Annotated in this window: 10 protein-coding genes; 2 read left to right on the forward strand and 8 right to left on the reverse strand. The window is 57.1% G+C overall.

The annotated features are described in order from the left end of the window. Positions 1–146 precede the first annotated feature (146 nt). Genes ACM1ZW_RS12630 through ACM1ZW_RS12650 form a run of 5 tightly spaced genes read right to left on the reverse strand, consistent with a single transcriptional unit; the run spans position 147 to position 6346 of the window. Positions 147–1886, reverse strand: a complete 1740-nt coding sequence (locus ACM1ZW_RS12630; RefSeq protein ID WP_416740642.1) for an acetyl/propionyl/methylcrotonyl-CoA carboxylase subunit alpha — start codon at positions 1884–1886, stop codon at positions 147–149. Further along, positions 1883–3502 (reverse strand): 5-oxoprolinase/urea amidolyase family protein, encoded by a 1620-nt coding sequence (locus ACM1ZW_RS12635; protein WP_414879331.1) that lies wholly within the window; start codon positions 3500–3502, stop codon positions 1883–1885. The genes ACM1ZW_RS12630 and ACM1ZW_RS12635 overlap by 4 nt, the downstream gene beginning before the upstream one ends. A 9-nt stretch (positions 3503–3511) precedes the next feature. Further along, on the reverse strand, positions 3512–4318 hold the full coding sequence (locus tag ACM1ZW_RS12640; protein ID WP_414884070.1) for a putative hydro-lyase: 807 nt from the start codon (positions 4316–4318) through the stop codon (positions 3512–3514). Next, positions 4315–5085 carry a LamB/YcsF family protein gene (locus ACM1ZW_RS12645; RefSeq protein ID WP_150634199.1) on the reverse strand — a complete coding sequence of 257 codons (771 nt, stop codon included), beginning with the start codon at positions 5083–5085 and terminating at the stop codon, positions 4315–4317. Before ACM1ZW_RS12645 ends, ACM1ZW_RS12640 begins: the two co-directional genes overlap by 4 nt. A 28-nt stretch (positions 5086–5113) precedes the next feature. Then, positions 5114–6346: an NRAMP family divalent metal transporter gene (locus tag ACM1ZW_RS12650; protein WP_150634225.1), complete on the reverse strand. Its 1233-nt coding sequence runs from the start codon at positions 6344–6346 to the stop codon at positions 5114–5116. A gap of 330 nt (positions 6347–6676) precedes the next feature. Between ACM1ZW_RS12650 and ACM1ZW_RS12655 the strand changes: the two genes are divergently transcribed. After that, on the forward strand, positions 6677–7276 hold the full coding sequence (locus tag ACM1ZW_RS12655; protein WP_017336447.1) for a GntR family transcriptional regulator: 600 nt from the start codon (positions 6677–6679) through the stop codon (positions 7274–7276). Positions 7277–7956: 680 nt separating this feature from the next. Here ACM1ZW_RS12655 and ACM1ZW_RS12660 read toward each other — a convergent pair. Continuing rightward, positions 7957–10968, reverse strand: coding sequence for a DEAD/DEAH box helicase (locus ACM1ZW_RS12660; protein WP_416740643.1), 3012 nt, complete (start codon positions 10966–10968; stop codon positions 7957–7959). Between the two features lie 2 nt (positions 10969–10970). After that, entirely contained in the window at positions 10971–11195 is a 225-nt protein-coding gene (locus tag ACM1ZW_RS12665; protein ID WP_416740644.1) for a YodC family protein, read from the reverse strand. A 169-nt stretch (positions 11196–11364) separates the two neighbouring features. Here ACM1ZW_RS12665 and ACM1ZW_RS12670 point away from each other — a divergent pair, with 169 nt between their 5' ends. After that, positions 11365–11802 carry a hypothetical protein gene (locus ACM1ZW_RS12670; RefSeq protein ID WP_416740645.1) on the forward strand — a complete coding sequence of 146 codons (438 nt, stop codon included), beginning with the start codon at positions 11365–11367 and terminating at the stop codon, positions 11800–11802. A 558-nt stretch (positions 11803–12360) separates the two neighbouring features. On the opposite strand, the gene ACM1ZW_RS12675 is transcribed toward ACM1ZW_RS12670, so the two are convergent. Beyond that, complete coding sequence (locus ACM1ZW_RS12675) at positions 12361–12966, reverse strand: DUF6338 family protein (protein WP_416740646.1); 606 nt, start codon at positions 12964–12966, stop codon at positions 12361–12363. Positions 12967–12978: the final 12 nt, after the last annotated feature.

Genomic DNA, 12978 nt, shown 5'->3' on the forward strand with positions numbered 1-12978 from the left:
TGCTCCAGATAACGGCAGATTTATTGGTTGAGTTTTTATCGTTATTTTGAATGCGCAGTTACATCTACAGTTTTCTGCAGGCAGCACGCGGCAACGGAGTTATTACCCCGTTGTGCGTACTACCGGCGAAAAGAAGAGTGTTTAAATCAATTAATGGTCTTGATGCGGCCAATCACGGAGCCGGCTTCAAAATAGTCACCGGCCTGTTTGGCGATCTGCACCTGACCTTCACAAGGTGCCAGGACCGAGGTTTCCATTTTCATGGCTTCTACAACCGCGATCACTTGCCCGACGCTCACCGACTCGCCGTCTTCGACGACCCAGGTATGCAGATTCCCCGCTACGGGTGTCAGTACCGCCTGCGGATCAGTGACCTCGGAGGCGGCCGTGCTTTCGCTGACGGTGTCCGCTGCGTTCAGGCTGACGCCTCGCAGCAGCGCAGCCGGAAGGCCGAGTTCGTGGCGCTTGCCGTCGATCTCGACAAACGTGCGCAGGATGCCAGGGTCAGCCGATACAACGGCACGGGGGGCGAGAGTGATCTGTTCGGCGAAATCGGTCTCGATCCAGCGCGTGTGTACGGCGAATTTCTCGGCACCGGTGAAGTCGTCATGGTCCATCACGGCTCGGTGGAACGGCAGCACCGAGGCGATGCCCTCAATGTTGAACTCAGCCAGCGCGCGCCGGGCGCGGACGATGGCCTGTTCGCGGGTGGCGCCGGTGACGATCAGTTTGGCCATCATCGAATCGAAGGTACTGGGCACTCGCGAGCCGCTTATCACGCCGCTGTCCAGACGCACACCCGGGCCAGACGGTGGCAGGAAATCAGTAATCTGACCGGGGGTGGGCAGGAAGCCCTTGCCCGGGTCTTCCGCGTTGATGCGAAATTCGAAGCTGTGGCCACGCGGGGTCGGCGTTTCACTGAAGGACAACGGGAAACCGTCGGCGATTCGCAGTTGTTCGATCACCAGATCGACCCCAGTGGTCTCTTCGGTCACCGGGTGCTCGACCTGCAAACGGGTATTGACCTCAAGGAACGACAGGGTGCCATCCTGGCTCAGCAGGAACTCCACCGTGCCTGCACCGACATAGCCGGCTTTGGCGCAGATATCCTGAGCGGATTGATGAATACGCTGGCGCTGTTCGTCACTGATAAAGGGCGCTGGCGCTTCCTCCACCAGCTTCTGATTGCGCCGCTGCAAGGAGCAGTCCCGCGTGCCGACGACGACGACCTTGCCGTGCTTGTCGGCAAGGATCTGCGCTTCGATGTGCCGAGGACGGTCGAGGAACTGTTCGACATAGCATTCGCCACGACCAAAGGCTGCTTCCGCTTCGCGCACGGCGGAGGCGAACAATTCAGCCACTTCATCCATGCGCCAGGCGACTTTCATGCCGCGTCCGCCGCCGCCAAAGGCCGCCTTGATGGCAATTGGCAGGCCATGCTGTTCGGCAAAGGCCAGTACTTCGGCGGCGCTTTCCACCGGGCCAGGCGTACCGGCCACCAGAGGCGCACCGACCAGTTGGGCAATTTTCCGCGCCTCGACCTTGTCGCCGAGCACGTCGATGGTCTCCGGGTTGGGACCGACCCAGATCAACCCTGCGTCGATCACCGCCCGGGCGAAGTCGGCCCGTTCAGACAAAAAACCATAGCCGGGGTGCACGGCATCGGCGCCGCTGCGTTTGGCGACGGCGATCAGTTTGCCGATATCCAGGTAGGTCTCGGCCGGGCGCTGGCCATTCAGTGAGTAGGCTTCGTCGGCTTGGCGCACATGCAGGGCGTCGATGTCCGCGTCGGCATAGACCGCGACAGACTGCACGCCGTAGTCGCGGCAGGCGCGGGCGATGCGGACGGCAATTTCACCACGGTTGGCAATCAGTAATTTTTTCATGGAAGTTTTTTCACATCGGCAGTTGAAGAAGAGGCTTCCGTAATGGCTTGAATCTCTTTGAAGCCGTCCAAAGGGTTGAAGCGAATCTGCGCATTGACAGGTATCTGGCCAGCCAGGTCGAGATGGTAGCTGGCGACTGCGGCGATCACCGGATAGCCACCGGTCAACGGGTGATCGGCGAGAAACAGAACCGGTTGGCCGCTGGCCGGAACCTGAATGGCTCCGACGGAAGTGCCTTCGCTGGGCAACTCTTGGTGGTTGGTGCGCTCCAGCGGGGTTTCACCGGCCAGACGAATACCGACGCGGTTGGACTGTGAGGTGACGCGCCAGAGTTGGCTGCTCAGGCGCTGGATAGCTTCTTCGGTAAACCAGTCGGTGCGCGGCCCCATCACCACGTCAAGGGTGACGATGTTTGCCGCCGTCGGTAGTTCAAAGGCCGGGGCTTCGTTCAGCGATACGCTGGTGCCGGTGGTCAGTGTGGCAAAGCCCAGTCGGTCGCCGACGGCGAGCGCCGGGGGGCCAACCTGGGCCAGTGTGTCTGTGGACAGGCTGCCGAGCACCGGCGTGACCTCAAAGCCGCCTCGAATCGCCAGGTAGCTGCGCAGCCCCGCCAGCGGTGAGCCCAGGCTGACACGGTCACCCACATCCAGCTCGATGGGCTGGTAGTTGCCTGCCTGCCATTGCAGGCCACTCGCGTTGGTGATGGTGACCGGGGTTTGCGCACCGGTGACGGCGATCATGGCACGGCCATGGCAAACGAAGCTCAGGCCGCCGAGTACCGATTCCACACAGGCCATGTCCGAGCGGTTGCCGACCGCGCGGTTGGCTGCCCGCAGGGCGCCCAGGTCCAGCGCGCCGGAACGGGATACGCCTTGGCCGGTCTGGCCGGGACGGCCCATATCCTGCAGTACGCTGTGCAAACCAGGGGTCATGATTTCCAGATAGGCACCGGTGGGCGTAGCGGCACTTGCCGGTACCGAGGGGGCAGGCAGGCCGCCCGCCGGGAGCGGGCCAGCATCGGTGAACCGCACTTTATAGCCTGGGCGCAGCAAGGCCGATTCAGCGCGGTTCAGGTCCCACATCTGCAAAGGCGTTACGCCGATGATCTGCCAACCACCGGGGCTGGCTTGCGGATAAACACCGCTGAATTCCCCCGCCAGAGCAACCGCACCTGCGGGTATGCGGGTGCGTGGCGTTTGTCTGCGAGGCACCTGGAAATCGGCACCGCCGGTGAGGTAGGCGAAGCCCGGAGCGAATCCGCAAAAGGCCACGCTGTAGTCCTGGGCGGTGTGGCGTCGGACCACTTCGGCGCGGCTGATCCCCAGCAGCGTGGCGACCTCGTCGAGGTCTTCACCATTGTAGTGGACGGGAATTTCCACCCGGCGATGCTCGATCGCGCGGCGCTGGCTCAGGTCCTGGCCAGCGATACAATCAACGAGCGCCTGCTGCGTAATGGCGCTGGGGCGAAACTGGATCAGCAGGGTCCGTGCGGCAGGAATGATTTCTTCCACGCCCGCAATAGACTCCGCGATCAGGGCGTCGAACAACGCCAGGGTCTCGTCCAGGTCTTTCAATTCGACGAGCAGGGCGTCCAGGTTGACCGGTAGAAAGCGCACGGGAGACTCCTAGACGTGGTAAGTGCTGTCGGGCACATCGGTGATGAACATGTGGCCGGGCGCATGCGTGATCGCAAAGGGCACACCCGAAGCCGCTACCGCAGCCTGTGGCGTCACACCGCAGGCCCAGAAAACTGGAACCTCGCCAGGCTCAATGCGCACGGCGTCGCCAAAATCGGGTCGGCTCAGGTCCTGTATGCCCAGCAGCGCAGGCTCACCGATGTGCACCGGGGCGCCGTGAACGGAGGGATAACGCCCGGAGATTCCACTGGCCTCTGCCACGCGATCGGGCGGGATCGGGCGCATGGACACGACCATTTCACCCTGAAGGCGTCCCGCCGGACGGCAGGCGCGATTGGTGCGGTACATGGGCACGTTGCAGCCATCTGCGATATGCCGCACTTCGATGCCCGCTTCTTGCAAGGCGGTTTCAAAGGTAAAGCTGCAACCAATCAAAAACGCCACCATATCGTCGTGCTCAGCCCAGGCTTGGGTGGCGTCGCTGACTTCCTCGACCATTTTTCCGTTCCTCCAGATGCGATACAGGGGGATATCGGTGCGCAGGTCTGCGCCTTCAGCCAGCACTGTTCTCGGACTGCCCGCATCGCTGACGTCGAGGACCGGACAAGCTTTCGGATTGCGCTGGGCATATAGCAGAAAGTCATAGGCCCATTCGCGCGGCAAGGCGATCAGGTTGGCCTGGGTCATGCCCGGGGCGATACCGGCTGTGGGGGTTACCAGTCCGCCACGATAGGTTTTGCGTGCTTCCTGGGCGGCGGCAATGGCCGACTGGCGGGCGCGGGCGAAAGCATTCATGGACGATCTCCTGCAAAAGGCCGCAGGGACAGGTTGGCGTGCTCCAGAACTCGGCGCAGTTCGCGAGCCATTTCCACGGCAGCGGGGCTGTCGCCATGAACACAGATTGAGTCAGCCTGGATTCGGGTTCGACTGCCATCAATGGCCTCGATGGTGCCGTCTTCGACCAGGCGGAGCATGCGTTGGGCCACTAGCTGGGGATCGTGCAACACAGCCCCCGGCTCGCGTCGTGAAACCAGGGTGCCTTGCGGTGTATAGGCACGGTCGGCGAAGGCCTCCGCGACACACTGCAAGCCCTCGTTACGCGCCAACTCAATCAGATCGGAGCCGGCCAACGCCACCAGTATCAGCGTGGGGTCGATGGCGCGGATAGCGGCGATCACCGCCAGCGCCTGGCGGCGGTCGTGGGCGATGGTGTTGTACAGGGCGCCGTGGGGCTTCACATAGCGCACCGAGGTGCCCGCGGCCTTGGCCAGGCTTTGCAGCGCGCCGATCTGGTAGATCACGTCGGCAGTCAGCTCATCGCTGGCCAGGTCCATGTTTCGTCGGCCAAAGCCCACTTTGTCCGGGTACGCGACATGGGCGCCAATGGTGACGTTTTTGGCTGCTGCGGCTTTCAGTGTCCGCAGGATGCCCGCCGGGTCTCCGGCATGAAAACCGCAGGCGACATTGGCGCTGGTCACGATATCGAGCATCGCGTCATCGTCGCCCATGCTCCAGGCGCCGAAGCTTTCGCCCAGGTCACTATTGATATCTATCGTTGGCATTCACGTGACTCCTTATTCGTTATCAGGCTCAGACGACGTTGAGGAAGGCAAAGATCGGCCCGACGGATTTGATTGCCATGTACCAGGTCAGCATGCAGGTCAGGACACCCAGCACCAGGAGCCAGCGTGGGTAATGGTAACCGTCCATGAGATCGGATCGGCGCCAGCCGACGTAGATGAAGATGCTCAGGCCGATTGGCAATATCAGGCCGTTGAAACCGCCAGCGAAGAGCAGCAGTGCGGCAGGAGCAGTACCCATCAGGACAAAGATCAGCAGCGATAGGGCGATGAACACTGTGGTGGCGCGGTTGCGCCCCTGCTCAGTGATGTTCGGCTTGAACACGGTGATAAAGGAGATGGAGGTGTAAGCGGCGCCGATCACGCTGGTGATACTGGCGGCCCAGAGGATGAGACCGAAGACGCGCAGGCCGATCTGCCCGGCCGCTGCCTGGAAGGCTTGTGCGGCCGGATTGGCGCCCTGACCCGAGGTGTCGATGATTACGCCGCTGGCAACAACGCCGAGGATGGCGAGAAACAGGATGTAGCGCATGAGGCCGGTGACCAGGATTCCGCTCAGGGCTGCTTTGGTCACTGCCTGGAGATTTTCTACCCCGGTAGTGCCGCGATCCAGCAGTTTGTGAGCCCCCGCATAGGTGATGTAACCACCCACCGTGCCTCCGACAATGGTGGTAATGGTGGCGAAGTTGATCTGGTCCGGAAGTACGGTCTGGTAGAGGGCTTCACCCAATGGCGGGTTAGAGGCGAAGGCTACGAACAGCGTCAGGCCAATCATCACCAGGCCCAGCACGACGATCAGCCGGTCGACCGCCAATCCGGCGCGGTGGGAGAGGAAGATGCCGATGGCCAGCAGGGCGCTCAGACTGCCGCCCCACTTTGCATCAAGCCCCAACAGCGCGTTCAGACCCAGCCCGGCGCCGGCGATATTGCCGACGTTGAATACCAGCCCGCCGAAGATCACCAGCACCGCTAGCAGGTAACCACTGCCTGGAATCGCTTTGTTGGCCACATCTGCGGCACGCATTCGGGTCAGGGAGACGATACGCCATACGTTAAGTTGAACCACGAAGTCGATCAGAATCGACGCCAGGATACCGAACGCAAATGCCGCCCCCATCTTGGCTGTGAACGTGGCGGTCTGGGTGATGAATCCAGGACCGATGGCAGAAGTCGCCATCATGAAAATCGCGGCGATCAAAGAAGCGCGCCGCGCTTTTGTAAACTCTTGAGTGGTCTGTGTCACGGCATCCACGGCATCATTCCTACGGTGAGAGATACCTTGACAGAGCAATGAGCATGCCAAGACTCAAGCAAACACCACGCAATGTAGGTAGATCAATGCTTCTTTGTTGAACAATCCAATTCTTATGGTTGAGCTATCGGCACCAAATTGTTACCTCGCCCTATAAAAGTGCTACTTAATGAAGCGCACTACACGTTTCGTCCTTGTGCCATGCACTGAGCTCTGATGGAATAATGGAGCGGTTTTTCTCACCCTGGATTTTTTATGAATGACGCCTCTCCCGCTCTTCCTCGAACACTGGGAGAATCCATCACCCAAGAAATACGCAGAATGCTGGTCGAGGGTGAACTCGTGCCCGGCCAACGCCTTTCAGAAGCCGCACTGGCCGAAAACCTGGACATTTCGCGGAACACTTTGAGAGAGGCATTCAGAGTCCTGACGCGTGAAGGGTTGCTCAAACACGAACCCAACCGTGGCGTAACAGTTGCGGAGCCTGACATGTCGTCGATTATCGACATCTACAGGGTGCGCCGTTTCATCGAATGCAAGGCGATCGCCCAAGGTTACCCCCAACACCCAGGCACCCTGCACATGCAAGAGGCGGTCGAATTAGGCGTCCGCGCGCGCGAAGCGAAAGACTGGGTAGCGGTCGGCACTGCTAACATGATGTTCCACAAATCAATCGTCGAACTGGCCGACAGTCCGCGCCTGCTCGTTTTTTATGGGCAGATATCGGCTGAATTGCGGCTGGCCTTCGGATTGCTCAACGATCCCCAATTCCTGCATTTGCCGTTTCTCGATATGAATGCTTCGATACTTCGATGCGTTGAGGAAGGCCGCTCGGACGAGGCGACTATTATGCTGGATGCCTACCTGGTCCAATCGGAGCGAACTGTCTTGGCAGCCTATGAGCGCAGCAGGAACCGATAGTCGACTTGATGTGGGTGCAGGTAGGCCTGAAACACCTGTATTCACTGGATTTCAGGCACAAAAAAAGACGTCCGTGGACGTCTTTAGAGCCGGGGTAATTTGAATCCGTTTAGTAAATTGTTGATTTATAATCATTAATATTTAATTTGATTTTTAGTTGGAATACCAATTGGAATACTGCACTCCAGTTGGCCACCCGTTTGCATTCGATCTGACCAGCACGTTTCGTAACCATGATTGGCAGTGAACTACCCATAGCTGCTGGTTGCGACAGGCAGAAATCGGCCAGAAGCGGCCCTTTATACCGAGCAGTGAAGGTAACTGCTAAGGCGAGGTCGAACGCAAATGGGTGACCAAATGGAATGCAAATTCGCAATCTTCCTGAAAAATAAGCGCCTTGCTAAGTCACGAACGCTTTGAAGGCTGTTTGCACGTGGTTGCCGATGTAGCGGGTGAGTGAAATCGATCAGTTGCTGTCGTATAAGTGGCAACCGGTTTAAATACGCAAATGATGTCCACTTAAGCGGTGGACACCATTTCTTAGCTTCGCGAAGTTAACCAGTACCTTCGCGGTACGCTTACCTGAAAAAAACTGCAGTGCAGGTGGGACGGGCTATCTACAGTAGGTTTGAACGCCCCCATTTTGCTTTTGCTATTGCTCAATTCATCATGTATGAAACTTAGGTAGAGGTCGGCAGAAGCTTCAATGACGAGTGGAGTTCGGTACCGCGCCGTCCTACGAGGGACGTTATCGTATCGTTCCCAAGCGCGGCGACATCTTCGAAATTTCTACAGCCAGCACGATAGAGTGCAAGCATTTCGCCCCGCGTTAGAAGAAAACTTCCTTCCGCTAACGCCAAAGCATCGGCGGGTAGGCCGAGATCGAGGCGAGTTAATAGCTGTGCTACAGCTTGTTGGTCCTCAGCCCTACCGAGCAGGATGGCAGCGATGCGAAGAGCTGACTCAAGGAGGAAGCGCGCGCCATCGGCGTAACCTCGAATATCGCCATGACCAACTGGTAAGTACGCGTTACCTGTATACCTGGCTTCAATATCGCTTGTTGATTTTCCGGCGATCCAGTCGCTGACAATCAAGGCTCGTTTGCACCGAGCGTAAAACGCAATGTCGCTTTCCGCCCGGTGGCGCAACGCGAAAGCAATAGAGTGGCCGAAGCGTAGGCTTGCTTCTTGTTGCCATCGAGGCTCTCCGCTTCGCCCGCCGCCTTGGGGCGTATAGTCTTCATCGCGCTCGGGAAGAGCTTCGATGATCACAAGCAGGTTTTCAAGCGTGGCCTCTCTGGGGTCTATGCGACGTAGGAGCTCGACCAGTCTCATCGCGGATTCCAATGTGAGAGGAGATTCACCGCAGGCCCGCCCGAGCATCGTCAGACTGAGAGTCTCGCCTTCCTGAACGATCAACTCATCAGCAATCATACGGTTGAGAAGACCTTCGAGCACATTGCTCATACGCTCCTTCCATGTTGGATTTTTGAGGGATGCAAGGAATCCCCCGTAGGTATTCGCAACAAGGTCGATCACCGCGTCACGCGGAACTTCGCGTACCTGGGCGAGCAAGCGCATGACCCATGTGCCAGGCTGCTGTGGATCAAAAGAGGAGGTGATTGGCTCGGGCTGTCCCTGCACATATCTCCGGAAAAGCTGATCTCGGTCCATTGAATTTTCGGCGAGAAGGATCGATTTGCCCTCGGCCTCAAAGCCAAGTCGGCCCGCCCGACCGGCCATGTTCTTATATTGCGCCACCGTGTAGGGCGTACGTTGTCTCCCAGGAAAATCTGTCTCAGCAATGATCACCGTTGACGCTGGTGTGTTGATCCCCGCTGCTACGGTGCTCGTGGCCACTAGGACTTTGATTGGCCCATTTGGATTTCGGAACCCCCGTTCCACGGCCACGCGCTCGTCGCGGGTCAGGTCACTGTTGTGAAAGGCGATGCCACCCTGCAGGGCCTCTCGCAGACTTTGAGACATTACGGAAGGATCGCCTTCTGGGAGTGCGTCAAGGACATCCTGAGCCGCCGGTAGTCCAAGCTCACGCGCGAGATATTTGGCACAACCGCTGGCTGGTCCACGGGCATTGCGGAAAATGATTATTTTCTCACCCAAATTTAGGAGGTGACGAACTAACGGTACGATCACATCCTGGGATGACGTTTTTTTCCCACGCTGCATAATCTCGTGGCGCCCTATTAACTGGACAGTGTCGCAGTGATCGGTCCCGAGGCGCGTAAAAGCACCGCTACGGTCCATAACACCTTCAGTCAAAGGGATAGGTCTTTGATCCGTTTGAAGCAGCGCGCAATCTAGCCAACGGTCAAAGCTATTCGGGTGGCCAATTACAGCACTCAATGCAATTAGTTGTGGGCAAACGCCCCGCTGACGCGCACTAACCAAGCTAGTGAGTAAGAGTTCTACAGCCATCCCCCTGCCTGGTTCTGTGATGAATTGCGCTTCATCGAGGACAACGAGCCCTATTTGGTTGAGGATGTGGTTGGATGAGACGGACAGGCTCAAAAATTTCTCGTAAGTGAAAAACGCAATATCGTATTTACCTCGCAGTACGTCCCCCACCTGATCCTGCCAATCGCCACTGCATCTCACAACTCGAAGGCCGAGCCCCTCTCCATAAAGGGCTGTAAAATCCTCGAACTTTTCGTTCACCAGTGCCTTGTAGGGCAGCAGAAAGACAGCCTTTTTGCCGGAAGCAATCGCTTTAATTGCAGCGAGCTCTCCCACGAAAGTTTTTCCTGCACTAGTAGGAGCAACCACAAGGACCGAATTACCGCTGAGGACTCCCCTGTCATTGACCGCGGAGATTTGTAAGGGGTTAAGCCCTGCGGGGAAGCGATCATGCCAGGCCTCTACGGCCTCTTGGGGGATGCCTGCTTCCGTTAGGTCACGGATATCACCTGTAGTCTGGAAATTACCGTACTCAGGGAAAGCGTCCCGATAGCGCGCGCCCACACGTCCCGGCGGTAACAAAAAGTCACCTTGCGTCTGCCCGAACATGGTGGGTGATTGCACGTAGCCGAACCGCCCCGCATTGGCTCCGACAAGCCGCGTTACCCTATCTACCAGCTCGAGAACGCCAAGAGATTCATCGGCCGCCAATAAGGTCTCGATAACCGCCTTAGTGAAGAGTCCATGACGGGTCTGCGGATCCTCCAGCGCTCCTTGATCTGCAGAGGAGGCGGCGAAGAGAATTCGACCCTGACCGGCCACGTCCACGAGTGGGAAAGCGACAGTGTTTCGCGGTACAAGACCTACGTCGAGTACGCGCGCGGCCGCTCCGCCGCTAAAACAGCAATCCAGTAAAAGAACAACAGCTCTGGCCTTACTCTCGCGAAATCTTCTTGCAAGTTCGTCCATTCCGAAAGTCGTGGTGGGCAGATTATCTATGCAAGTATCGTGGACCACTAGGCGGTGATCCGGTGTTCCATGTCCCGCGAAAGAAAGTATGACAACATCTTCGTCGTCAGCTTCACCCAAGGTGGCGTCTAGGGTCGAGCGTAAGACATTCAGTGTTGCGTTTTCATTAGTGATCAGGGGGGCGTCTAAACCCTCAATGGAGTCGGACAATATGGCCCACAGTGCCGTCGCGTCTCGGGATGCGCCTGTTAGATCGCTGATGAATGGATCACTATGCCGATCAACTCCCAAAAACGCAGCACGTATCATGTCTAGCCCCTCGTCACGGTAAAAAATCCGCCTTGGGGTTTTGAGGTTTTCTCTAAAGAGGTTGGCCTAAAGGTTGCTTCCTGCCTGACCTGGTTGTTGCCTACTTTCTCAAACCAGACGCACCAAACGGTGGTCTCTCCTGTCATCGCAGCCTCACCGATTTGCTCAACGGTCATGAGCGGTCCCCCCGACTTCAGTTGAACAACATCTCCAGGTTCGAAAGACATTCTCATCTCCAGTGTGGTTTGGGTTGCTGCATTCTTAACCTAAATTGCGGAGCCGGACCAGTGTTTAGCACAAAGTTGCGGCGACATGCTTTCAATGTGCAGGAACGCTGCAGCAATGTTTCTGTATTTCTAACATTGAAGTAGCCTGCATTTTTTCAGAGAGGAAGGAATGAAATTGCTACGGTACCAAGAGAATCGAGAATATATGGGAGCTTTGCGGGAAGTACGCTCTAGTTGGTTTCGCTGCCAGCGTGCTTTTGAGGACCTCACTGAGATCTGGCTAGCCAATTGCAACCTGTCAACCGGCGCCATCGAAATGAGCCTTGAGAGGCAAGGAGAGTTCGAGCTTGCGGGCAAATTTATGGACAAGCCATTCACCGTGAGATGCGTTGCTAAAGTAAAGGAGCGGGGCTGTCTGGGGCAGGTCCTCGTGTTCAGTCCTCATTCAGTTACCGCTGAAAACGTGCTGATTCTCTGCTTTTACCTTGATCAACAAGGCGACCTGATAAGTGAAGACGGCACTACAGTTGGAACGGCAGGTGATTCTCAGGAGTACCGCTACTACCTCCTGCTCTGTGAACTCAGCTTGCGGTTAGCCGAGTTTTAACCTACGTCCGGCGTCGTAGATAAGACATGGCTTTTCATCGGAGTACCACTAATTTTGCTAAGCGAAACGCCCGCATCATCACAGCGGCCAATCGCTAGAGATCGGCATTCATCTGCGGCCAGATAAACTCATCTTTTGGGCGGTGATGGGGGCGCCGCCGGTGGAGCTGTAGGTCTTATCCCTATAGCCTTGGACGGGGGACTCACACCATCGTAAACCGGAACGCCGGCTGGTTTTCTTCCGGAGGGCTCGCTCGGATTCATAGCATTTTTCCCATTAGCGCTGACGAGGTGGCGCGGGCGGCGCTTTCGGTGGTGTAGTCGGCCGGTTATTACTAGGTTGACTAGGTAGCTTCTCAGCTTTTCCTGAATTGCTGGGGGCGGGAGATATACCTCTTTCTTCGTACATAAATAGCTTCACTCTAACGATTAGGGGCTTTGGGTGGTGCCGGTGGCGGCGTAGAAGGGCGAACGTTGGTCGGTCCCGGTGGGCTTACATTAAGCCCTTCATTGAGCGGACGCTGCACCACATGTGTGTGCCTAGGGTTCTGCGGCTTAGTCATACAGCCTGTTCCTCTTCAAGAAATTCTATTAGATAAACATCTGCGTTGCTCACTAGGTAACTTTCTATACCAGGCATATCAACCCAGTTCCCAGCTTCGTCCATCCAACTCGGTTGTGTAATCAAAAAATGGCCTTCCTTAGGATCTGTCGGCCACACTGAGGGATAACCGAAAAGACGTCGCCCATCCAGTAGCGTCAAGACAACACTTTTCCCGGCGCTCGTGCGAAATGCATAAATCCATTCTGGATAGGAGGCCCTGGACGTCAATCCCAGTTTTCGAGCAATTCGATAGAGATGGTCATGATTGGAAGCATAAGCAAGGCCGAAGCCGAGCAACGTCGCGAGAATGATGCCCGACGCGGTTTCCGTGTTGGATGTCCACTCTCCCAAGACAAACCATCGTGTACCAATGTACTGACATACTGTTTCGATGCCAGAGACTAAAAGAGTGATGATCCCTGTACCAATGAGAGCCTGGATGGTGCGTTCAAATTGGCCGGGCCGTTTAACATCAGCCAACCAGTAAAAAATCATGGTGCAGATGAAGCCAGGGATGAGCATCTGCACCAGTGGCACAATCTTCGTTGCTAGGTCTTCCATGGCGCTTGCTCA

The sequence above is a fragment of the Pseudomonas sp. NFX71 genome (assembly GCF_048079215.1).
In the GTDB taxonomy this organism is placed as follows: domain Bacteria; phylum Pseudomonadota; class Gammaproteobacteria; order Pseudomonadales; family Pseudomonadaceae; genus Aquipseudomonas; species Aquipseudomonas fluorescens_B.